22 protein-coding genes are annotated in these 23,177 nt (G+C 48.3%); 6 read left to right on the plus strand and 16 right to left on the minus strand.

Annotated features, from left to right (window positions below; genetic code table 11):
• Window positions 1-3: 3 nt before the first annotated feature.
• The 8 genes from BP27_RS0109560 to BP27_RS0109595 all read right to left on the minus strand — a co-directional run bounded on the left by BP27_RS0109560 (window position 4) and on the right by BP27_RS0109595 (window position 13,625).
• Entirely contained in the window at window positions 4-1,797 is a 1,794-nt protein-coding gene (locus BP27_RS0109560) for a hypothetical protein (protein WP_027851364.1), read from the minus strand.
• Window positions 1,797-4,199 carry an AAA family ATPase gene (locus BP27_RS15870; RefSeq protein WP_084324571.1) on the minus strand — a complete coding sequence of 801 codons (2,403 nt, stop codon included), beginning with the start codon at window positions 4,197-4,199 and terminating at the stop codon, window positions 1,797-1,799. Before BP27_RS15870 ends, BP27_RS0109560 begins: the two co-directional genes overlap by 1 nt.
• A complete protein-coding gene (locus BP27_RS0109570) occupies window positions 4,199-5,689 on the minus strand; it encodes a hypothetical protein (protein ID WP_027851365.1) in 1,491 nt (496 codons plus the stop codon). Before BP27_RS0109570 ends, BP27_RS15870 begins: the two co-directional genes overlap by 1 nt.
• Entirely contained in the window at window positions 5,673-9,050 is a 3,378-nt protein-coding gene (locus tag BP27_RS0109575; RefSeq protein ID WP_027851366.1) for a DEAD/DEAH box helicase, read from the minus strand. Before BP27_RS0109575 ends, BP27_RS0109570 begins: the two co-directional genes overlap by 17 nt.
• 2 nt (window positions 9,051-9,052) lie before the next feature.
• Complete coding sequence (locus BP27_RS0109580; protein WP_036239982.1) at window positions 9,053-10,459, minus strand: serine/threonine protein kinase; 1,407 nt, start codon at window positions 10,457-10,459, stop codon at window positions 9,053-9,055.
• A 4-nt stretch (window positions 10,460-10,463) separates the two neighbouring features.
• The gene (locus BP27_RS0109585) at window positions 10,464-11,156 is read right to left on the minus strand and encodes a PP2C family serine/threonine-protein phosphatase (RefSeq protein ID WP_027851368.1); all 693 of its coding nucleotides are present in this window, start codon (window positions 11,154-11,156) and stop codon (window positions 10,464-10,466) included.
• Window positions 11,156-11,824 (minus strand): vWA domain-containing protein, encoded by a 669-nt coding sequence (locus BP27_RS0109590; RefSeq protein WP_027851369.1) that lies wholly within the window; start codon window positions 11,822-11,824, stop codon window positions 11,156-11,158. The genes BP27_RS0109585 and BP27_RS0109590 overlap by 1 nt, the downstream gene beginning before the upstream one ends.
• A 328-nt stretch (window positions 11,825-12,152) precedes the next feature.
• Window positions 12,153-13,625 (minus strand): sigma-54 interaction domain-containing protein, encoded by a 1,473-nt coding sequence (locus BP27_RS0109595; protein ID WP_036239984.1) that lies wholly within the window; start codon window positions 13,623-13,625, stop codon window positions 12,153-12,155.
• A 291-nt stretch (window positions 13,626-13,916) separates the two neighbouring features.
• On the opposite strand from BP27_RS0109595, the gene umuD reads away from it, so the two are divergent.
• From umuD to BP27_RS0109610, 3 genes are read left to right on the plus strand one after another with little or no spacing between them, the layout of a single operon-like run.
• Entirely contained in the window at window positions 13,917-14,345 is a 429-nt protein-coding gene (umuD, locus tag BP27_RS0109600) for a translesion error-prone DNA polymerase V autoproteolytic subunit (protein WP_027851371.1), read from the plus strand.
• 3 nt (window positions 14,346-14,348) lie between these two features.
• Window positions 14,349-15,323 carry a Y-family DNA polymerase gene (locus BP27_RS0109605; RefSeq protein WP_051610488.1) on the plus strand — a complete coding sequence of 325 codons (975 nt, stop codon included), beginning with the start codon at window positions 14,349-14,351 and terminating at the stop codon, window positions 15,321-15,323.
• Between the two features lie 12 nt (window positions 15,324-15,335).
• Entirely contained in the window at window positions 15,336-16,052 is a 717-nt protein-coding gene (locus BP27_RS0109610; protein WP_027851373.1) for a CLCA_X family protein, read from the plus strand.
• Here the strand turns inward: BP27_RS0109610 and BP27_RS0109615 are convergent.
• The 3 genes from BP27_RS0109615 to BP27_RS0109625 all read right to left on the minus strand — a co-directional run bounded on the left by BP27_RS0109615 (window position 16,049) and on the right by BP27_RS0109625 (window position 18,553).
• Window positions 16,049-17,146, minus strand: coding sequence for a sunset domain-containing protein (locus BP27_RS0109615; protein ID WP_051610489.1), 1,098 nt, complete (start codon window positions 17,144-17,146; stop codon window positions 16,049-16,051). The genes BP27_RS0109610 and BP27_RS0109615 overlap by 4 nt on opposite strands.
• A 73-nt stretch (window positions 17,147-17,219) precedes the next feature.
• Window positions 17,220-17,690 (minus strand): hypothetical protein, encoded by a 471-nt coding sequence (locus BP27_RS0109620; RefSeq protein ID WP_027851375.1) that lies wholly within the window; start codon window positions 17,688-17,690, stop codon window positions 17,220-17,222.
• Window positions 17,691-17,737: 47 nt separating this feature from the next.
• Entirely contained in the window at window positions 17,738-18,553 is an 816-nt protein-coding gene (locus tag BP27_RS0109625) for a hypothetical protein (RefSeq protein ID WP_027851376.1), read from the minus strand.
• 150 nt (window positions 18,554-18,703) lie between these two features.
• On the opposite strand from BP27_RS0109625, the gene BP27_RS0109630 reads away from it, so the two are divergent.
• Entirely contained in the window at window positions 18,704-19,150 is a 447-nt protein-coding gene (locus BP27_RS0109630) for a hypothetical protein (protein ID WP_027851377.1), read from the plus strand.
• Here the strand turns inward: BP27_RS0109630 and BP27_RS0109635 are convergent.
• Window positions 19,134-19,820: a hypothetical protein gene (locus tag BP27_RS0109635; RefSeq protein WP_027851378.1), complete on the minus strand. Its 687-nt coding sequence runs from the start codon at window positions 19,818-19,820 to the stop codon at window positions 19,134-19,136. The genes BP27_RS0109630 and BP27_RS0109635 overlap by 17 nt on opposite strands.
• An 8-nt stretch (window positions 19,821-19,828) precedes the next feature.
• Window positions 19,829-20,350 carry a YqiA/YcfP family alpha/beta fold hydrolase gene (locus BP27_RS0109640; protein WP_027851379.1) on the minus strand — a complete coding sequence of 174 codons (522 nt, stop codon included), beginning with the start codon at window positions 20,348-20,350 and terminating at the stop codon, window positions 19,829-19,831.
• Window positions 20,351-20,504: 154 nt separating this feature from the next.
• Between BP27_RS0109640 and BP27_RS15875 the strand changes: the two genes are divergently transcribed.
• Window positions 20,505-20,942 carry a metallophosphoesterase gene (locus tag BP27_RS15875; RefSeq protein WP_051610490.1) on the plus strand — a complete coding sequence of 146 codons (438 nt, stop codon included), beginning with the start codon at window positions 20,505-20,507 and terminating at the stop codon, window positions 20,940-20,942.
• Between the two features lie 158 nt (window positions 20,943-21,100).
• Here BP27_RS15875 and BP27_RS15880 read toward each other — a convergent pair whose 3' ends face one another.
• Together BP27_RS15880 and BP27_RS17130 are read right to left on the minus strand one after the other, a co-directional pair.
• Window positions 21,101-22,012 carry a formylglycine-generating enzyme family protein gene (locus tag BP27_RS15880; protein WP_051610491.1) on the minus strand — a complete coding sequence of 304 codons (912 nt, stop codon included), beginning with the start codon at window positions 22,010-22,012 and terminating at the stop codon, window positions 21,101-21,103.
• A gap of 315 nt (window positions 22,013-22,327) precedes the next feature.
• Window positions 22,328-22,546: a hypothetical protein gene (locus tag BP27_RS17130; RefSeq protein WP_150112044.1), complete on the minus strand. Its 219-nt coding sequence runs from the start codon at window positions 22,544-22,546 to the stop codon at window positions 22,328-22,330.
• Between the two features lie 77 nt (window positions 22,547-22,623).
• Between BP27_RS17130 and BP27_RS17255 the strand changes: the two genes are divergently transcribed.
• On the plus strand, window positions 22,624-22,773 hold the full coding sequence (locus tag BP27_RS17255) for a hypothetical protein (protein ID WP_160169836.1): 150 nt from the start codon (window positions 22,624-22,626) through the stop codon (window positions 22,771-22,773).
• Between the two features lie 41 nt (window positions 22,774-22,814).
• Here BP27_RS17255 and BP27_RS0109670 read toward each other — a convergent pair whose 3' ends face one another.
• The gene (locus BP27_RS0109670; protein ID WP_027851380.1) at window positions 22,815-23,120 is read right to left on the minus strand and encodes a hypothetical protein; all 306 of its coding nucleotides are present in this window, start codon (window positions 23,118-23,120) and stop codon (window positions 22,815-22,817) included.
• Window positions 23,121-23,177 lie beyond the last annotated feature (57 nt).

Below are 23,177 nucleotides of genomic sequence, written 5' to 3' on the forward strand. Positions count from 1 at the left end.
AAACTATACATCAACCTCGAATCCTCTTCGCCCTACTATCTTAAACTCACTACTTCCCTCAAGTTTCTGTTGCAGCTTCTTGCCTCTGGATTGCTCAATTAAATATCGGTCAGTCCTGCATAAGCGGCAGCGAATACGAAAGCTATTTGGAGACTGGTGCACTAATTGAGTTAGTGCTGAGCAAACAGGACAGACCTGAAGCTGGACAATATTATTATTTTGTTGACTGAGTTGCCTGGCTTGCTCTTCAGCATTTTCATCCAGGAGTGCCTTTTCAAGTTTTGACAAGTCTTCTGCTTGCAAGGCTTCAAGCACACGCATCTCGTGCCTTTCCTGATCAGCACTTACGGCTTTGATTGACTCAGCTACTTGAAGAGGCTTGTTGGGGATTTTGCTGAGGGGCTGACCATATTGCTTAGCCAACTCATACTGCAGTAATTGGTCGATCACACGGCCAAACCTCTCTACAGCATAGAGGTCAAAAGGAGAAAGCGGTATCCAGCAATCATTCGTGGGCTGCTCTGCGCTGTCGCTGAAATCCTCATCCAGGTTTGGCCATGCAATATAAAGGGGACTGTCACCTGGCTGCTGTTGAGAAATTTCTTCAGGTCGCGGTACAAACCCCAGCCAGGGAACAACTTGCAGCAAAACACGCTCACCCTTATCACCAGGTGATCTCAATAGCAACTTCCAATCTAACCCCTCTTGCCTGAGCTCTAGATGCTTGCCAGCCCAGTCAGCACTGTAACCACTATTTATATAGGGAAGTAAGGCGTGCCGAAGTACCAAGCCAGCATAGCGAGAGTAGGCTTTATGAAGCCTTCCATTGCGAGTTTCTCTCTCTTCAGGAGATGCCTGTTTGCCGCCAGCGACACTTCGCAATTCCTTCCATAAAATTGGCAAGTGACGGTAGTGCTGATCATGGCTGAGAATGTTAGTCAGGTGAATACCACCTTCAACCTGAGCATAACGATTCACATGAAGATACAGGCCATTTTGCTTTAAGCCCTGAATCACGCCCAAGCAGCTCTCTAAGCGCTTCAGTGTCTCTTTAAGCTGTTCAGTGGCCTTATTAGTTGCATCCTCATTGAAAGTTTGCCCCCAAAGCCGACATATTTCTTTTGTTAACCGGTGGCTGAGGGTCGTCTCCCCATAAAAACCCAAAGCCTCACTGATCACTGACGTTAACTGCCTAAGGGTGGCTATACGCCAATTGAGATACTGCTCAACCTTATCAAGTAAGCGGGCATAAACCAGGTTTTCATAAGTATTGTAGTCATCTTCACTGAACCGAGCTTTGATGCGCTTGGGAACAACGCCTGACAAGGTCTGGCGCTGCCAGCATTCGGAGTGAGATGCAAGGTGCACTAAAGCACCTTTTGCCATTCGTTTGGCTCTCGCCACATCGGTCACTTCATCTTCATAACGCAAATCTAACCTTGGCCTCTTGGAAATTTGCTGAAGATGACCTGCTTTAATAACGCTGATTAGTTCCTCTTCAAACGAATTCAGATCACTGTCATCGTTGACAATCTCTTCAGGCATCAAGGGCGAAGGTAAGTCATCTGAAACATCAGAGTCAGTATCCAGCGTCTCAAGTATTCGTTCGAATAACGCAGCCTTTTGCTCTAAGGATTTATGTGGCAACTCAACTGGATAGCGTCTGGCTTCAACAAGGCAGCTTTTACTGCCATTGCCTACCAGAAGTGAAGCAGTTCTGTTTTCGATATACCGCCCTGGCTTTATCGGTTCAGGGAGCTCCTTCAGGACACCCCCTGTTAATCGATCGGTCCACATTAAAAGCCGCTCTCTTTACGCTTTATATCTTTTTCAAGAAGATCAATTGACTTTTCAGGAAGGCCCTCAAGGTTTGCATGATTCCAAAAACCTTCCAGCTTCTCTAACAAGGATGTGACATCATCTTGAGCCACATCAAAGCGCCCCGTCACTTTGCCTTGTCGCATTATTCGGGTAGCTAACAAATGGTCTAGCGCATCACTTATAGTTGCCCCTGTCTCCAGCATTACAGGCATAAAGCGTAAAGCTTGCTTCTCAAATCGATTACCCCAGCCCAACCCAAAGTCACTCTCTAGATGCTCTGTAAATGAGCTACCTGCCAGCTCATCCAACAAGCCTTGCACGCTTGATTTGTTCTCTTCACAAGCCTTATCAAATGCTCTTTGAAGAGATCTGAATGAAAACTGCTTAGGTACATAGTCTTTAGGGTCAAATCGGTGATCTTGTTTTGGTAGGGTCATCACATGAGAACGATCATAGGTTTTATCTGCCAGCTCGTTGGTCGTTTCATCATGGTTCGCGGTACCAATAAACCAGACATTGTCTGGAACGATAATCTGACGTCCTTCAATTAACATTTTTGGTGCGCCTGGCAAAGCCGTCTCAGATAGGCTGATCAAGCGTTCACGAGGATCATTCTTCTCAAGTGCGGAAAGGAACTCGGAAAAGTATTGCTCTGGGCGTGACAAGTTCATCTCATCCAAAAGGACGACATTACAGGTATCTGACCAACGCGGAGTTTGCGCCCTATACAGCGCTTGAAGGCAGTCTTTCTCATAAAACTTTCGTTCAAAAGCGTTAAAATGACCCAGCAAGTCATCACGATCTCGCCAACCCGCTTGTACTGCAATATCAGTACAGAAGCCACCCATGGCTTTGGCAAAGGCTTTGGCTAAACTGGTTTTACCTGTGCCGCTGATACCCTGAAATACATGCAGCTTACTCATTGCTAAGCCAGCAATAAGAACACGGATATCTTCCAGGGGGTAATAAAGCTCAACAGATGTTTCGGCTCGAGCGATCCGGTGCCGAAGCTGTTTAGCAAAATCTTCCAGCTTAGGAACATGCTCCAGCTCAATAGTCGCTTGAAATGCCTTCTCAGAATCCATTTGAGACATGGCGGGAAAGGCAGTGTTTGCCTTGTGAGCATTGGTCAGTTGGTCAATTCTGCTTTCCAGGTCATCAATATGAACAGATAAAGTATTTTTGTGTGATTCCAAAACGCGCTTTTCACGCGCAATGGACTCTTGCTCTGTGGCTGCCACCCTGTTCAAGCTAAGCTCTCGACTAGCCTGATCTAGTTTAGGGCGCAGATCGTTGATGTCTCGCTCCAGGTCTGCGTTTCTCTGGCGAAGATGCTCATTTTCACTTTCCAATTCAGCCGTATCCGAATCCTCAAGTTTGCGCTTAAGTTCTCTGTTCTCATTCTTAAGACTTTCATTGCTCTCAATGAACTCACCAGGGGTTTGTTCACCAATAATATTGGTGAGCTCTTGCGATTCGAATAACTGTTCTCTGAGTGCCTGTACCGTCTCCCAGGCTTTATTACGCTGGCTCGTGATCTTGGCAAGATCTGTTTTATGAGCTTCGCGCTCCTTCTCCATTTCATTAGCCAGCGTCTCTTTCAGAGCTTCTTTTTCAAAGTTAAGATCACCCCACTCCATATCAAGACGAGTGCGTTTTTTGCTTAGACTGGCTTTTTCTTCCCTTAGCTTAGCTTCTTGTTCATCGAGTTGACTGACTCGATCCAATTCAGCTTCAGAATAACTGACTTTAGCGCTGGCCAGCTTTTGTTCGGCTTTCCTGATTTCTTCCATTAGGTCGCGCTTCTGGTCCTGTAGCTCTTCCAAGCTGGCTTCCTGCTGCTCTGTGAGCTCCTTCTGTTTGGCTTCCATCTGCTTGAGAGCTTGTTCATTCTGGAGAGCAAATCCAGACTCTGCATTAAACTCACGCGTTTTAAGCAGCCGCTCTTTATCAAGGAGTTCATTTTTTTGTTTCGCCAGCTCAAGCTCACGCGTTTCCAGCTCAGCACCTTGTTGATCAAGGGAACCCCTCTCAGCTTCTAGCTTCGCTCGCTCTTCGGAAAGCTGCTCTTTTTCACTTTCATTCTCTAGCCCCAGGTTATTAGCCTGCTCCCAGCGGTTAGAGACCTCTTCATCCAGCTTTTCCTGATATTTGCCCAGTTCTTTACATACATCAGCAAAGCGCTCTATCCAACGCGCAACTGCACTACTTTCATCTGTTCGTTGCAGAGCTTCCAGAACTTTTTGCAACCATTCCTCATCGAAGGCTATCTCCAAGTCTTTTTTATTCGCCTGATAAACTTTAGAGGCATTCTGAAAGGAAGATTTCCACATGGGCACGAGTTTTTGATTAGGTTTGTTTCCATTTGTTTTTCCCATTACATCCATTCCTTAAAACAAGTTGTAAAATTTAAAGAAAAATCAATATTTTCCAGCACTATCTCTTCAGTGAGATTGGTCTGTTTTTTATTTACAAAACTGCTTCTTCCGTGACTACTTTCATTACGTAAATTTGCTAACTCTATTAATTTATCGATATCCAGCTCATGACTCGTCAGAACCATTAGCGGGTGATCAGGTTTGGCAATCACACCCATTGCAGCCGCAAAGACTAGAGCTTTCAGAGAGCTTGTTGGGTTTTTACAGGCACCTATAACCTGCTTTAAAGGCTGCCTTGCCAGTAAGTTAATACTGTTATCTGTAAAAGAAGGAATTTTTAAGGCTTCAAGAAGTTTGAGGTTAAGATCTCGACTAAAGTGCTTTTGGGATGGAGTCTGTCCATCATCAACGGGATAAGTCTTAATCAACCACTGCATGACAACTTCAAGCAACTTTTGGCAGTCGCCTATAGCAGCCTCTAAGTCCGCATCATCGTTACTACCCTGCTCAATTTTCTCTCGCCATTTTAGAAGGGTAGAAAAATATCTTCGTATATCTGGTTGACGCTCAACCCATGAATGTTCAATAAGCAAATCAAACTCCGCTTTATTCTCAATCGCTTTTAACCATTCTTCATTTGACAGAGAAGCCACATCAGGAATATCGATCAGGTCAGCCATATATCGACGAAGGTTGTGATCTTCGCCCAATTTCTGCTTAAAGTCTTTCAGTAACCACCAGGCATTTTTTCTAAGCTCAAAAGGATCTTGTATCGCCAAGGGCTCATCGCCATGTTCTGCTTTTGTAATCCACAAGATAATTTGAGCAGCTTCGGGAGATGCATCAAGACGCTGTACACCCTGCAACCGAACGCGCTGAGTTTCCTGGATCTGCCCCCCAATTTTCTGGTTTGCACGGTAATCTTTTCGATAGTCTCGGTAAGCTCGATTTAACAGCTCACTACTCAAAACAGGAAGCTCTTTCTTAGTCCTTTTAACCAGGAATGGCTTGAGTTTCCAGCCGGTTTTACGTTCAGAAGCAAACTCTGGAAATTGGGCTTGTGGATCTATCGGCTCAATCTGCTCAAGTTTAGTGACCATTCGGGGCCAGTAGTTACCCGTTACTGCATCCTGAAGCAAAAAGCCTGCTTTAAGATTAACGAGATCATCTTCTTCATCATCAAGTAACCGGCTTCCTTTTACAGTAAGCTCACTGGCTGTCGAATCCAGCCAGCCATTACTGACACCTTGAGCCATAATCAAGGTGATCAACTCTGGATGCAGGCCCGTTAGTTCAGCAATGATGTCCTGCCTGTCTTGACCTGCACGAACCAACCCTAAAACTGCTCTTTGGAAAAGGTTGAGCTGAGGTTGTCGAGGTTCAGGATACAGAACCCTGTGTATTCGCACAGGCCAAAGCACGGGTTTAGAGTTTTTTCCAGGGGTCCTGGAGAAATCAAGGTAAGTATTGCTATTAGCGACGGCTGCCATACTCACCTCCGCAGAGTTCATAAAAAGCTGCCAAGGCGGGAACTGCTTCCTCCGCATCAGATCCACTTGCCAGTGCAGCGTCCCCCACACAGATCAGCATTTGTCTTTGTCGACTCATCGCCACATTCATACGATTGGGCAACCGCAAAAATCCAAATTGCCAGTTCAGCTGCTTTTCCCGCTCTTTTGGTTCAGTTGCCGGCATTTTTATTCGCTTACTTGTTCTGACACAGGATAAAAGAACCACATCAAATTCTTTACCTTGAAAAGCATCGACAGAGCCAACTCGCAGCCTTTCTTCCAGGCTAACGGAGCCATCAGTACTTATCTTTCTGGCCCATTTAAAGTCGTCATGTGGCTCATAGCCATTCTCTTGTTTTTCCATAAGAGGGGCTCCTTTAATCTGCGTTGAGGCCAGCTTTTCCATAATCAGGTCGCGTTGTGCGGCATAAAAAGTAATCACCCCAACAGATAGGCTCTCACCGCCCGCTTCTAAAAGCCGCTTGACTTCTTCAGCTACCTTTTCCGCTTCAGCATTTCTTATCAGGCTGGTACCCTGTTTGCTTTCTTTTCCCGCATCGGCTGGTACATCAATCCACTGACAAACCTTGTCCTGATAGTGCTGGCTTAGCTCTTTCATCCCGCTCAAAAAAACTGGAGAAAACGCAAAGTCTTCTTTTTCACGACCAGAATTTAACTTGGGCAAATCCACTGCCTCATAGAAGTGTTCACTGATAAAGTCACCCAGCACCGGGTGCATTCGGAACTGTTTATCCAACATAACGACTCTAGGAATTGCATCTTTTTTCTCCAAGTCTTGAAGCTTGATGCGTAACCGCTCAAACAAACTGGATCGAAAAGCTTCTAATTGCTGCTCAGTCAGATCCTGCTCCTCTTGCAAGTCTCCCTCTATATCAGGCTCAAGCATATGAGGTAACTGGCGATCATCACCTACTAGAATAATTCTCCGTCTGGCCATGGACATGGGTACAAATAAATCCAGTGGATTTGCACGAGCAGCCTCATCAACAATGACTGTGTCGAACTCAATCTCCGAGCCATTCAAATCGGTAACAGCTTTCAGGCTCGCCATCGGCTTTCCAGCAGCCTGTTGACAGGTTGCACCTACAACCATTGAGTACTCATCAACAACAGCCTGGGCAGCAGGTCGATCCATTTCCAGACTTTCAGCTAACTGTTCAAGCGCCCAGGCAACTCCCTGTTTGCGTTCGGAAACCTTCTTCTCAATCAGTTGTTCAAGGCGGCTCAACAAATCCAGACCACGAGAATCAATTTTCAATCGCAACTCAGGTGGGCGATAATCCGGTAAGAATTGATCCAGAAGTCTGGTTTTACATTCTGTCAGTTGCTCCAGAACCTCTTTATCCAGTTGATCACTAGCTGCTGCTTTCTCCAGCAACTGGCTCAGTTCAGGATCAATTCTTGTGTTACTTCTTTTCAATCGACGCAGAAGATCCCAGGCGCGGTCAGAACCATCATCCAGAAAAGAAGCATTGGTTGTTCGCAAGGCACGAATTTGGCGTAGCAGAGCTGGATCTTCGCGACCTTTTTTTTGTGCTGTGTAATCAGAGTGACGAAGGAACTCAATGTAATCTTCAAGCTCGTTCTCAAGGTTGGGTGGGATAATCAGTCCATAACTCATCAACTCCGGAATTGCTTGCAGAAGCTTGTCCAGCTCATCAGCCATGCGCTCAGGTTCAAATCCTGCAATTCTCATTAACGCCAGCTTTTCAGATAAACCTCTGATCAGTTGCAGTTCAGGATACTTTTTATATTCAGCTTCTACCTTACCCTCCAGGTGTGACTTGAGATTCTCCACCCAAGGGTCAATGAGCTTTTGATCTTTTTCTGCACCACCCTTGCCACCTACTCGTGCACCGGGAAGGCCCAGCACATCACTACGCTCCAGGGCGTTATCAACCGCATCATGTTGATAACTGCTCACCAGCACTTGCCTGGAAAGAATCTGATTTGTTGACTCCTCAGCCAGCCTTCTCTGTAGGGCAGCTATAACCTGGGTTTTACCTGTTCCCGGCGGTCCGATAACAATGCTCAGGTCAGGAGTATTAAGAGCCGTTTCCAAAGCCAGCTTTTGCATTTCTGTCGGCTTGCCACCTTTGAAGGTTTCCCTGGCATAGGGTGTTATCCCGTTAATACGCCGCCTTCTTGCTTCTGGAACCGCCACGCCTTCCAGCAACCACTTCAACTGGGGCAGACGCTTCCCTGTGTCAATGGCCTGTTTTGCTGACAACCTGCGCTTACCAACCGTTCTGTTCCCAGCCAGCGACAGATAGAGCCAGCCTGCCTCAGGTGGGCTAGAGCCATTTGATGCAGAGCGAAACACCACGGATTCTTTCTCAAAAGAAATGGTTCCACGGTGGTTATCTGTCTGGGCTGTGTTTGAGTCTTCCGTTGTCAGTTCTTCTGCCCAGTCTGGCGGATTAGTATTGATATCCACCTGCTGGTCAGCTCGGAGATCGAGCCCCTTCCAGCGCTGACGAAACTCTTGATAATCCTCCTGGGTTCGGGGGGTTAGACGCCAGGCATTCTCTCTGCCTTCTTCAAAGGCTGTGCAGCTTATAAATTTAAGTGACCTGAGCCCTTCAGCCTCATCAAGAGCACGCTGCCACTCTTTATCGTTATATAAATTCCATAGCTCCAGGTAACTTGCATTGTCTCGTAATGCAGCTTCTAATAACGCCTTCTGGGTTCCGCTATTGAGCACAGTAGCAACACTGGCATCTACAAAAGCAAAGCTTCCTACCAGCAAAGAAAAGCCTGTGTCTTTTTTAACGTGACGCGTAATTCTTTTTACCTGGTAAGTTTGGTCATCACGAGGCTCTACATCAGCTCTCCAGCCCTTGCCCAGTAGTTGAAAGCTTCCATTAACTGAACGATTACTGAACCTGGCAATTGTTAGCCAGGTCTCAGCATCTGAATGAACCAGAAAATGCTCTTCCAGCCAGGCACAGGCCAGATCCATTTCTTTATCTTTAATCTCGTGTTTACTATAGAGGTCATCAGCAATCAGCTCATCTATGCCAATGTCTAAACTGTAATCTTGAACCTCTACTGGCATACAGTATTGTACAAATAACTGTTTCTTCTTTTTTGTAGCCAACACCCAGCGGGTTTGATCTCTAAGCACCAGTCGCTCAAGATTGACACTATCTGTGGGATTACATTCAACCACGACTCTTGTATCGCCTTGCTGCAGAATCCAATGCTCTTCATAGGCTTGGATATGGACTGCATTATTAGCTATTAAAGAGCTTAAGTCGTCTTCAGAGGTCAGTGTAATCAGGTCTTCAGAAAATAGCGGAAAGTCTTTAAGTTCCATTTTTACCACCTGAATTGCCAAACAAGATGCTGCTCTTTCATATCGCCGATATGTACCCAGTAGGGGGCATCATGTTTGTTTCGAAGGTTTTCTTTTAATCCCTGGTAGCGCACCAGGGGCTTAACTATTTTTTCCCGTTGCAAGTGAAGCACACCGCCAGTAAGGGGGTGGATCCTTAAGCCGTGCTCAGTGTATTCAACCTTTAAATGATCTTCAGGCCAGCGATCATAGCTGTAGGAAGGCATTAAACGCTTAAGTTCACAGGTCTCACCAGGCTGTAAAACAACCTTTCTACCCGTAGCAATCCAGTCATCAATTTTTGGGTCATCTGCGCTTTCTTCTTGAGGAAGGAATATAAATTCCTCAAAGAGCACTAACTGATCGTCCAGGGGCGATTCACAAAAGAAACACTCACCTTCTGAGTCGTCACTGAAATCACTGGGCAGCAGGCTGTGAGCGCCACACTCATGGCATAAAACCAGTCGTTCATCAATTTCAGTCAAGGCTTCCAGCCACTCAGCAATGGAAGGGCGTTCGACGGAGCTGTTCTTGCCAGTACTAAAACAACGGTTAAATAGCTCTGGAAGCTTGCTGTGTTCAATCAATTGAATAGGAAGGTTAGCTGTGCACTCGTTATCGCAGTCACCTGTATCATTGATCCATGCAAGCTCACCGCGTAAGGCTGCCTCTTCATCCTCAGGCTCCCCGTCGTTGACCAAATCACCTTTAAGTGGATGGTTGTGGGTCAAAAGTTGATAGGCAATGACTGCAAAACTCCAGCAATCCGTCAGGCTTGAAAGCAGCGACTCGCCTCGAACAACTTCAGGCGCACCATAATCCGCAGTATGCAAACTAAGGCCACAATGAGCCTCCAGGCTGATGTTATCGCAGTCAATCAACCAGGTTTCCGCGTGCTCAGGGTCATCAGATACGAAGATATTTGCAGGAGAAAGATCTCCATAAAGAAAGCCGCGCGCATGAAGTTGGTTCAGAGTTCTTGCCAACTGACACAAAATTCGTATTCGCCTACGCAGGCCGCCTTGCTTGATGTAGTCTGCCGGGGCCTCATCACCCGCCTCAACAAAACTTTCGAAAAGGCCTTCCAGGGAAACCAGGCCATCCATCAACTCCATCACATAGCCATTGCGGGGAGGCTGTAAAAGAATTAAGGGGCGCGCAAGTTTCAGGTTCGACAAATCCTGGCGGATTAACCATTCAATATGCTCTCGCCACCTGGTTGCTGCTGTTTTATCTTTATTCGTAAACCCTTTAACCAGCACTTGCGGATGATCTGTTCTGTAAACGACTCCCTGCCCACCTCTTTTCATCTTAGGATCAACGATCAATTGATAGCGGCTTCCTTTTACATCGGTTACAAAACGGGGTGAGTTCTTTTTTTCTGTCGTCATAGCATTAATCCATTTTTAAAATGCTCGCGATGGTCTTGTCGTCACCGTGGCGTGGAGTCGACCAGTTCTTCAATTCTGCTTGAAGCCACCGCTTCATTCGTCGTTTACTGCAGCGCTTTTGGTGGTTGTAAATCGTATCGAAGAAGGCTTCCAGTTGCTCGGGTATTAAGTCATCTGAGATCCCGTCCGTCATCAGCAAAACACCATCGCCCGGCAGTGTTAGCTGTATGTCTGCCGTGTCACTGGTCAGAGATTCAGTTTGCGAGAGGGTCGTTGTCTGGTTACCAAAGCTATCTTTTTGTGTTGTTAAAACACTGAAGCGGCCACTCTGCCTAAGCAAAACCAGACCATCACCGACCTGACCTACGCCCCCTTTTCCACTGGCATTAACTTTTGCCCAGAGACAAGTGGTTTCATAGTCATTAAAGTCGTTTTTGAATGAGTGACGCCAGGCACGACTAAGCCGTGCTGGCATAGCCGAAGCATCAACTATGGACCTGTTCTTCAGAATATTATGAGCAATTTTCACTGCTCTCTGAGAGCCCAGGTGACTCAGCTTTCTACTACCCAAACCATCCGCAACTGCAGCAAAACAACCTTTGGAGTTATTTGCCAAACCGACTGCATCCTGGTTCGGTTGACAATCTTGCTCGTGGGCTGGCCCTTTAACAGAAGCTCCGACAACCTGGAATCTCATCAGAATTCCCAATCTTCATCATCAGCGGGAATTTCCAGGGGAGTTGACTGGTTGGGCTTAACCGACTGACTTCTCGCACTAACACTCATGGTCACTGCGCGGAAAAACCGGTGGATATCCCGGGCATTCTCGGTTAGAAATACCGGGGCTTCCGGGTCATTGGCAAAACGACTCAGTGTATCCATATCGGCATCTGAGCCAATGGCCATTGCAAAACGTGTTGCTTTAGCAGTGCGCTCACCATTGACAAAACTCTCGAATGGACCTTCCCAGTCGTCATTAGGATGCCCATCAGAAACCAGCACCACGACTGGCTTGTAAGCGCGGGAAGGGATACGACTCTTGTCTTCGATCAGCTCATTGGCAATCCTTAAAGCGCTTCCCAGCGGCGTCATTCCACCAGCAGTTAAGTTACCAATGCCCTCAATCTGGTGGGCCGAGGTTAGTCCCAAAATAACTTCTGCTGAATTACCACCAAATGCAATCACCTCCACTTGAATCTCAGCGCGAACGCGGCTTTCAGTAGAGAAGCTCGAGATCATCTCTCTAAGCCCTCGGTTTAAAGCTTCAATCTTGCCGTCAACGGACATGCTGCCACTGGTATCGGCCAGAATAATCACGGGTAATGGACGAGCTTCCTGGACCTGGAATTTTTTTAGTTGAGACATTGATGCTTTCCTTTTGGTTTTTAAGTAATGCTATCTACATAGCGATTTGTGTGCCAGAAAATGATATTCCTTTAAAATCAGATGGATATAACAGGATGAAGTGTCTGCCGAAGGGGGTTTGGTAATATTCTATATGCTCTGCATAACTATTCTTATGGTCGGTCATGGGCAGCCTATCCGCTGGATGCCTTTATCCCAGGTTGTGATCGTTGAAAATTGAGGAGCCTTTCATTCTCAGGTCTCAAGAATTCAAAGTTCGCTGATTTCATAAAGTGTATTCTGTCCATGTTCGTGGCAAAGCGAAGAGTATGCCGGGTTTTTCTGTTAGTTAAGAAATGTCGTATTTTTCCATCCAATTACTCAGCGTTTGATAGTTCTTCAGCCCCAGAAGCTCTGCTGCTCGAGTTTTATTATGACCTGAGAGTTCTAATGCTCTGCGAATATAATTGGATGTTAGCTCGCCAATAATATTTTGAATATCTATACCTTGAGATAAATCTCTGCTAAGAATGTCAGACCCTTGTTCTGGCATCTGAAAAATAGCCTGGTGCATATCCTCTGCTGTGATGTTATCAGTTCCACACCAGAGTGCAGAGCGTAATAAGGTTGACTGTAGCTCTCTGACATTGCCTCTCCATGCATGGTTGAGAATAATATTCTTTGCATCAGGAGAAAGTTTTTTATTACTCAGGGTTGAGTCTTGCTTGCCAAGTTCGGTTAAGAGGCGGTCAGCCAGGTAAAGCAGGTCGCCCTCTCTGGCTCTTATAGGGGGTAAATGTAAAACACCAATTGCTATGCGATAAAACAGATCTTCACGAAAGCTCCCTTCAGCCACCGACTTCATCAGGTTGCGGTGGGTTGCCGTAATCAACCGGACATCAACGATCTCTTCTTTATGGGCTCCAACTGGAGTAAAGCGACCCTCTTGCAATACGCGCAACAGCCTCACCTGAACACTGTGATCCAACTCTCCAAACTCATCCAAAAAGAGTGTTCCGCCATCAGCTTCCTGAAACACACCAGGCTTATTAGCGATGGCACCTGTAAAAGCGCCCTTTTTATGGCCAAATAAAACCGAATCGACCAAATCCAATGGAATTGCGCCACAGTTCACTGCAATAAAGGGTTTGCTAGAGCGCTCACTTGCATTGTGGATAGCTCTGGCAAAAAGCTCTTTGCCGGTTCCCGTTTCACCATAGATCAGTACCGGAACTTCGCGTTCAGCTAAAATTTGTGCCTGCGATTTCAAAGCTTGCATTCGTGGATTACGAGTAACGATATGGTCAAAAGCTGCATCGACAGGAGCAGTAACGCTGGATAGCTGATGTATTTTTGAACTTTTCAATCTTTGGGCAGCAGGAATGTATTCGGCGGATAGGTCAAAGGGGATGGTTGCCTGCTCTACACCTTTTTCCAGTGATGACTGGTAGAAGCGGCAAGGGTAGCGTGTTTTACCTAACAGTATCCAAACGGCCTGCATTGCAGGGGTGCCCGGACTTAGCAAAACGGATAGATCAATATTTTGCGCGGTGATTCTTGCCAGGTGCTCATTTGCTGCAAGATATATCTGCCCGAAATCCACTGGCGAACTCAGACTTACTTTTGATGGGTGAATGGGGATAGAGACTTGATCTCTCAACCAGTCAAGATAGGCCTTAACTTCTTCTTGTGGATAAGAATAAAGCAGCTCGACCGAATCAAACGGCACGTTACGTAATGTCGAAAGAATAGGGCCAACCTGTTCACCAGTAGTTGACCTGATATCGTTTGCACCTATCCAGCTAACCAGAACTTTAGTCACCAACTACACCATCCAAAAAAGCATTTAGCTCGCGAGCTTTTCAACTTCAACCCATTACAGAGCTGGAAATTAATTTCATGTTATCAAGGTCAGCTGATTACGCTACCGCTGCAGGAAGTGGAGTCATTTTTTGACGCGCATCCTGCGGGGTGTGGGCTTAATCCTTTTGTCTCTTTTACCAAAGCTGGCTCTTGGGTGCAAGTTTACCTATCCCTGATGTTTCAGTTGATTTGTCTCTGCTTCTCGCTGCACTGTATAAATATCAGTATCAGCTATTTTGGAGGCTTTTCAATGCGCGTCAGTTACGTCAGTGAGTCCGGTGATTTCCCGGAAATGCCCTTGCCGCTTTACCTGGAGCGGGTGGCAGCGGGTTTTCCTTCTCCGGCTCAGGATTATGTGGAGCAGGCGCTTGACTTGAATCAACTACTGGTTAAACGTCCAGCCTCTACGTTTTTTGTTCGCGCTGAAGGCGATTCGATGATTGAGGCCGGGATTTTCCCGGATGATTTGCTGGTGGTGGATCGCTCCTTGAATGCAGCCGATGGCGATACGGTGATTGCCGGGTTCAATGGTGAGCTGACGGTTAAGCAACTCCAGTTACACCCCTCTCCCCGCCTGGTGCCTTGCAACTGCAACTATTCCCCGATTGTGATTCCTGAAGGTGCTGATCTGGAGATCCTGGGTGTGGTGACCAATGTCATTCATCACATGAGGAAGTAGACCATGCCGGTGTTTGCTCTGGTGGATTGCAATAACTTCTATGTCTCCTGTGAGAAGCTGTTTCGACCTGATTTGAAACACACGCCGGTGGTGGTGCTGTCCAATAATGATGGTTGTGTGGTGGCCCGCTCCAAAGAGGCCAAGGCCCTGGGCATCAAGATGGGTGTGCCCGTGTTCAAGATCCGCCATGAGATCGAACGCCATGGCATTGTGACCTTCTCTTCCAATTATTCTTTTTATGCCGATATGTCCCAGCGGGTGATGTCGATACTGGAAGGACTGGCTCCGCGTGTGGAGGTTTATTCGATTGATGAGGCTTTCCTGGATCTGGCCGATGCCGACTCCCACATGATCCGCAAACGCTTTTCCGTGGTGGTTGAGAAAACCGTGCGGGAGCTGAATGGCATTGCCTGCCTGGGCCTGGAAGAAACCCCGGCGATCAAAAAAGAGATTGTCTGTTCGCGTTCTTTTGGGGAGCGGATTACGGATTTTCATGCCATGCGCGAAGCCATCAGTGAATACGCCACCCGAGGCGCTGAAAAACTGCGCGGTGAAGGCCGAATCGCCAAGCAGCTGACGGTGTTTATCCGTACCAGCCCCTTCAACAACCAGGAGCCCCAATACAGCAATGCCGCCACCCTGGAAATGATCACCCCCACTGATGACACCCGTAGCCTGATTGAAGCGGCTCACCGGGGCCTGGAAACCATCTGGAAGGAAGGCTTTCGTTATGCCAAGGGTGGTATTCTGCTTTCCGACTTTTACGACCCCAACTGCTACCAGCCCGAGCTGTTTGATGATGTGAAGGACAAACCCAAAAGCAAAGAACTCATGCAGGCTCTGGATCACATCAACCAGAAGGGATTGGGCAAAATCTTCTTTGCCGCCCAGGGCATTCAGAAAGGCTGGAGCATGAAGCGGGGTTACCTGTCACCGGCCTATACAACGCGCTGGAGCGATATACCCAAGGTGAGTTAAGGTTCTGCTGCTATGACGTTTCTTACAATCCGAAAACAATACAATATTCGCACGATTGAGATCGGTCGCTGGGTGACCCCTGCCGAGCGGGATCGAGCGGCAGTGAATTTTCATCGTGCCTTGGGTGATTTGATGATCACTCTACAGGGGCCGGAAACCCTGATTTCTTTGCGGGGACACTTGGGCCTTCAATACGGTATTGGCGGTCGTCCAGGCGTTGCCGCTCACTACATTCCAGCAACCCGTCAACTGGCATTGGCGAAAAATGCCGGTGCCGGAAGCCTGGCCCATGAGTGGTTTCATGCTTTGGATCACTACCTGGCTGACAAGGCATTTCAAAAAACAGGCCGTATGGCTTTTGCTTCAAGCTGCTGGCTGAACAATCAACCCGGCATCCCCCACCCTCTTAACAGCCTCTTGGGCGAATGCTTCAAGGCAATTCTACTGGATGAGACTGGCAGCCAGCCCAGTCCACTTTTTCAGTGTTCAAAGAGAATGGATCAAAAACTAGGGGTTCTTTACTATGCGCGACCGGAAGAAGTCTGTGCCCGAGCCTTTGAAGCTTTTGTGGAAGACACCGGGCCTCGTAATGCATTCCTCGTTCGAGGCAGCATCGACTCTGAAGAAGCCTTGGCCGGTCTTTACCCCAAGGGCCAGCAACGAGAAACCATTAATGCCACCTTCACGGAATACTTTTCAGCTCTGGGCCATGCTTTAAAAGCCAACTAAGGACAGTTACCCGCTAACCGATACCCAGCATCCTGAGCTTCCTCCAAGGTATCAAAATAGACTCGATTGGCTTCACCGACTCGACTGTAGGAAGGGCAGTCCGGGCGGTGAAGAATTTTCGATCTGCGATTGCCGATTAAGGGGTCTGAGGCTTTTTGAGCACTGGATTCTTCTGCACTGGGCTGCACCTTAAAATCATCCGCTTGGATATTACCTCGCAAACCTGCTTGGTGAGACAATAGGTATATAGGAGTGTGATCGGACACATGACGCCGAGCTGCTTCATGGGTGACTCCCAGCAATGCAGGAAACTCCACAATCCCTGCCGGGCTGGATGCATAGGGGCCTGACTCTGCCACCCAGATGTTGTCGTAGAGGTTAGCAAAACGACCATCAACCGCCGATAAGGTCGTCGCACCTTCAACAATCAGGGGCACTACACCCTTGTCCCTCAGCGGTTGCCAGGCAGCGTGTAGAGGCTGCAAGTTAAAGTCCCCCATCAGCAAGACTGGTGTGCCAGGATAAATTTGATGCAACCAGTCCCAATAGCGCGCCAGCTCTTCAATCTCTTCCGTTCGGTCACTGATCCGGCGACCATAGACGATATGCACGGTGGCGACTGCAAATTCATCACCTGAACTTAAATTCTTAAAGCGCGCAGAATAGGGTTCGCGAGCAAACAAATCACCTGGGTCGAGGTAAACCACAGCCCCATCGAGATAATCGATGCGTGATTCACGCCAGACAAAGGCATACTTTTCCTTGTAGGTAGAGCGCCCGATGCGGTGCGAATACATCATGCCCCAGGTTTCACCGGTGGCTTCTTGCAAAGCAGCCTGGAAGCGATACAACCCCTCCACCGTCATGGCTTCTTGCACGGCAATAAAGTCAAACAACTGACCGATCTGACCGAGAGCTTCATAGTCTTTATTCTGACCATGGCCAAGCCGCTCAATATTCCAACTGGCAATGACCAGACCCTGGCCATCAGGGGTTTGCGCCCAGACATAGGAAACAGGAAAAACCAGTGCCGCCAACAAGCACACAACAAGCAGGCCGCTGGCCAACCAGCGACCAAAAAGGAAAGTTTTCAAGGGAAGGTGTCCTTAGAGCAAAGAGAAAAGATGCAGAATTATAGAACTTTCACTGAAGCCTGAAAACGCTGGATTAAAAGCCATACACAAAGCCTGCTCGCTCTACAAAGTCATCGAGCATTTCGGCCAGTTGCTTGGGGTTCAGAAGCAAGGCATCAGAAATGACTTTCGGACCATAGGCATCGGCTAAACCTTCTAAAACCGCTTGACCCCCTTGATGCTTATACCCTTCGGAGACCAGAATACAGCCACAACCGTCTTTGGCCATTGGCAGGTCTTCAGTGGGTGACAGATAGGTCGCATCCAGGGCTACAAAAGGAACACCGATGCGAGCACCCACATGACTGGCTAACCAGCCCCCTTCACCACATCCTGCAATCAGGTCAAGATTCAGCCCCTTAGAGCCATCAATCGCAGCTTTAATTTGGGTTGCTCGATTCGGTTGAGCTTTGAAATCAAGAGAATACACCTTGCCGAGCAGGGATAAGGCTTCGTGAAAACTGGGGTGAATGTCGGGTGGCGTATTGAGTAATAAGGTATTCATAAGGTTGCTCCTGATTAGGGCTAATAAGTCAGCGAGGCGTCAGTTCTTTATGACCGAACCTGCTGGCGAACCAGCATGAAAAGCGCTGACTCAAGTCTAGCCATGGGCCACTTCAAGCTTTTTTCATCGTTAAACGCTTGTAGTAAGCTCAAAAATAGCTGGTAGCCCTTTGGGTAAAGAGCAATTCCCAAGCCTTTTGAAAGCACATCATCCAAGACACAGAACTTTTCTGGATCGAACATACGCAGATGCTTACTGGCGAAGGACACTCCCAAGCCTTTAATGGCAGTGCCTTGTTCTATCGCAGCTTCAGCGTTTTCAGCCGTCATCGCAGAGCACAGCCAATCCTTGATCTTCTTTGAAAACTCGGCTTTATCATGATGCCTTTTCATCAATCCACCCCAAACTCGAAGACCACCACCCCACCCGCACACCTCTTCACTAAAGCGGAGGAACTCATCACTGGCACCGGTTCTTAGTTTTTTTCCGAGCTGCTCAACTTCTTCTGTACCCGGATAGGTAAACTGCAGCAGTTCGGACGCATTGATTAATGCCGCCGGGGTAAACCTTAAGCCCCAAAAATCCCAGATGGCTTCTGGCTCACCAGCCTGGTTTTTCAGTAGGTCTGTTGAGGTTCGGAAGACTCCATCTGAACAAAAAACTGGCAGATCAAAATTTTTACCCTCTGGCTTAAGAACATCAGCATGGCATTCAGGGCAAAAGCTAACCCATTGGCTGGCTTTGAGCTTCCGTAGCTTATGCTCTGCATACGGTTCTTTTTCCAGATAGCTCCGCAAGGTGCCCGCATGAAAGTAGACGGTTTCGGTTTTGCAGTCATTGCAAAGCTGGATTTCAACACTCATAGACACTCCCCTAATTAACTGATGCTTCCTAGGCTACCGACTTTAGAGAAATTAGCAGCCCCCTACGATATTCAGTGTCGCTCATTGCACGAATACTCAACCCACTGCATGATGAACTCATTCGGATGCATTACCTTAAAGGACTCACCTATGCCTCTAGCCATGATGACGATTGACCAACTGGTGGCCACCCAACTTAAAAAGGATGGGTACTACCTAGTCTTCAATACCCACTACAACCAGCTTTTTGCACCTGAAGCAGGGGCTGAGCCTGATACTTCGCTTAGTCCTTTTCTATCACGCGATAGTACCGATGAGCGAGCGCGTGATGAGTTCATTGTCTTTATGGATCGAGAGTTTCCCGAGGTTAAGCGCTTCGATGTGATGGACCTGATGCCTCTGGACTATGAGGTTTGGCCTTTTATGGGTTCAATTGCCTTGGATATTTCACCGGATGATGCCGCTTACCAGGCGCTGGTTGAGCGGTATAACTCACCTGAATCTCAGGGATCACCCTCTGCGATGTTCTGGATGCTTCCCTTGGCTAATGCCCAGAAGCTATGGGCAGCTCGATGTGAGCTTATTGATGAAGATTGAGGCACTTTTGCGAGTCAGTCATCAGGCAATACCGCTCGGCATTAAGATGTTCTAAAGCAAGCAGGTGCCCTGGGGCAGCACGAAAGAAGGCATCCAAAATAGGCTTTACCGCGTCAGTTCCAGCCGTCAACTGCTCAGGTTGGTACAGTAGGTCAACCAGATCGTTCAGCTCCTGCCGCCATGCAAGAAAATGCAGGGTGGTCTGCTGAACTCGTTCCAGTTCCGCATCACCACTAAAAACCTGCTGATAGACTACCTGCTCTAATGCCGTCAGCTGCTCTTCGGGAATCGGCTTGAAATTAAGGCAGGTGCACCCAGCGTCAGGACAACCCCCTTCAGGGCAGGGACGAAACACCTCATCCTCATCGATCCCCGGTTTAGTCAGAATGACCTCATCAAGCCCTAAATCCTGGGGAGACTTGTCCAAATAGATCTGCGCCGCTCTTTTAACATGCCAGGGCACATGAACCAGTACAGCGTTAAGTACAGAGCGCGGATTCAGTTTGGTGTCCGGGCGAAGGGGGTGCGGGGCTTGAGGGTCATCCAACCAAAGCTTGAAAGTGACCAGATCAGTGGCACAATCAGAAAGATGAAACACCATCTCATCAACCTGCTCCTGGGCAAAACCCAGATCAGCTAAGCAGGCTTTTACTGCATCATAGTTGTACATAAAACCCCTCAGGTCACTTTCTCCTGACACCGCTCCAGAAAGAACTGCAACTGGTGCAGAATGAAAGGCAGGCTGGCTTTCAAGCGATGATCATCCTTAAGCAGGTGTAAGCGCAACTGCTGTTCTTGGCAAAGCTGGATCACGGGTTCAACCGGCACCACTTCATCCTCCCAGCCATGAAAGACTTCAGCCTGCTGAGCTTGCAGCTGGGGTCTTGGGTTGGGGTATCCCGGCAGGGCAAAAGCCGGTGCCAACAAAAAGCAGCCTAGGATAGGGCGTTGGCTGACAACCTGAGCACTGACCCAGCTACCCATACTGGAACCCACCAGAATCAGATGCTCATCAGTGACCTGGTCTTGCTCTAATCGGGCGTCCAGTTGCTTTAAGCGTTCAGCGGGGTCACGCGTACCGCGATAATCCAGCACCTGGGCGTTCATGTTGGCAAAACCCTTAACCACTTCTTTCATTGCCTGGATTTTGCTGCCATCAGGACCACTTTCTAGACCGTGTGAAAAATAAACTTGGATCATGCTTCACCTCTTGATAGAGCGGGCTGCAAGCCCTTGGTGTAATCAGTTGGTTCTAATCCTAGCGCCTACCTGCGTCATTGAGTGTCGCTACCCCATGAAAAAATTCTTCAGTCTTTTCTGCTAGCATGCCTGCCTGATTGTTGAGGAGATTTTTATGCCTAGGGCTTCTTATGAAGGCTATGACATTATTGGTGATCTGCATGGACATGCCGATGCCTTGAAACAGTTACTCGATCGTTTGGGTTATCAACACCGTCAGGGTCGTTACCAGCACCCTGAGCGCCAGGTGATTTTTTTAGGCGACTTTATTGATCGTGGACCGCAGCAGCTTGAGGTCTTGCGGATTGTTCAGGATATGGTGCTTGCAGGCAGTGCTCAAGCCGTGATGGGCAATCATGAGCTCAATGCGCTTGGCTGGTTCTTTGCCGATGACCAGGGGCAGCCCTTACGCCCGCATACGGATAAAAATCGTCAACAGCATCAGGCATTTTTAGAAGAAGTCGGTGAAGGCTCGGCTCAACACCGCGAGTGGATCGAGTGGTTTTTAACGATTACGGGGAAATTGATCCAGCCTTGGCAGAACCCAGCCTAATAATTGGTGGCAATCTTCCAGTGCCTTGGGTGTTTGCTGCATCAAAAGCCCCTCTTAAAAAGCCAAAAAATTTTCGATGGGGGCTTACGCCCCCATGCCCCCGCCTGAAGGCGCTGGCGCGCACTCAGGCCAAAGGGTAAAACCACAAAGATTAAACCCTAACGCGACCTGGAGAGACGAAAGCCGTAGGCGTAGAAGCGGACATCGCGATCGAGGTTGCTGCGCTTGGCCGAGCGCAGGTCCGCGCCATAATTGCCCCAAAAACCGCCGCGCACCACACGGCGATCGCACTGCCCGCTGCTGCGGGCGCTGCCATCGCTGGGCGCACCCCGGTAGCTTTTGTTCCAGCAATCCTGCGTCCACTGCAACACATTGCCTGCCATGCCGTGCAGGCCAAAGGCATTGGGCGCAAAGCTATCGGCCGCCACCAGGCGCTCCCGGTAGTTGCCGCGTGGGCAGCCTGTAGCAGGGCTACGGCCTTCAAAATTGGCCTGCTCGGTAGTAATGCAGTTGCCGGTGTAAAAACGTGTGCGGGTGCCGGCACGGGCGGCGTATTCCCATTCCGCCTCGCTGGGTAGGCGCCAGCCTCCGCCGTGGTGGGTGTTCAGCCAATCGACCATCGCTTGGGCATCACCCCAGGAAACATGCACCACGGGGGCAGCATCGCCCCGTTTGTTGTATTTCATAAAGTCATTGGTAATCAGCCGGGTGCGGCCACTGGCAGCAATGTACTGCTTAAACTGCCCCAGCGTGACCGGGGTTTTACCCATCTGGAAAGCGCTGATACTCACCTGGCGTTGCGGGGTTTCATTATTTCTGGCATCCGGGTCGGGGGTGCCACAATTCAGCTGGATGGGGTCCTGGCCTAAAAACTGGCGGCGTTTGTTTTCTTCTTCCTGTGCAGAGGTCATTTTACACGAGCCCATAGTAAAACTACCGGCGGGGATGTCCACCATCGTGATGCCAAAGGGGCCGCGGTGTTCCGCCGCCTGGGCGCTGCTCAGGCCAAAGGCCAGCAATAACAGGGTGCAGCCGCTTAAAAAAAGGCTGCGGGTGAGGGGTTGAGTCATAGCAGTTACTCCTTAGGTTGAGGTGGTGCTTCGGTGGGGTTAAAAGGCCATTGCAGTGATTCACAGCGGGTCTGGTGTTGAAAACAGTTTTGCCATTGCAGGGGCAAGGGCATGAGTGCTAGGGGCACTGAGAACAAGAGTGACTACAAGAGCAATAAAGAGGGTATACATACGGGTCATAAGCAACTCCTTTTGAGTTATTTTGATTGAAAAAATGAATGTATCACTTCATGCTTGAGTTCAACACCAGCTTCTCAGTCACTTCTAAAAAGTGCGCGCAGTCCATGCCTTTTAGCTGCCCTGGTGAAGTTTCAGTTACCTGCGATTGACCCTAAGCAGCCTGAGCCAGCAGCGGGTAATGAGCACTACCTGCCCATTCACTAGGCTGAAGACATCCAGACCAGCCTCTACCACCAGCTGCCGCAACGAAGCACAGTGGAATACCTTGCCAATGCACTTCACCGCAAGCTGCATGATGACCTCTGCATTGATCTGGATACCCGCTTGGATCGTGACCTCACGCTGATAATCCACAAAGGAACCACTGAAGTGTATGAATACCGTGCCTGGAATGGACTTTATATCATCGACTTTACTGAAGGAGCCTAACCATGAGTAAAAAACGCAAAACAGCCTTTCCTAAAGACCTTTGGGTTGTTGAATACATTGATCGCATGGATCGCGACGGTGAACATGTCAGCGAATCCTTGAGCCGAGAAAATACTGAAGCGCTCTATGCTGAAATGAACCGGCACACCTAGCCTTCAACACAGAAAGCTAGGTTTTGCATCTAACTCAAATATCAAGGCTCGAATGCAATCAGGATCATTAATACCGGTCCTGTTAATGCCAACACCACAGCTTTGATGCCACGGTATTTAACACTTATTGGGTTGGCTTCAGCTTCAGTAATTAAGCCTTCTCTTTTCAATAGATACGCAGGCAAAGCGATCACCCATACAAGGAGCACACTGGCTCCCCATCCGCCTGCGCTGAGATTAAAAAAGTGTTTCTTGGAAGGCTGCTTTCCAATACCTTTGCCACTGGCATCCCAATAGACCCAAGTTGAGCTTCCTATCAAGATTAATGCGATTAAGTCATACAGCATGTCATTCTCCATTTTGGTAGGTTCAGGGCAAACAAGCTTTAACAACGCCTAAGCGCT

This window comes from Marinospirillum insulare DSM 21763 (genome assembly GCF_000686905.1).
Lineage (GTDB): Bacteria > Pseudomonadota > Gammaproteobacteria > Pseudomonadales > Halomonadaceae > Marinospirillum > Marinospirillum insulare.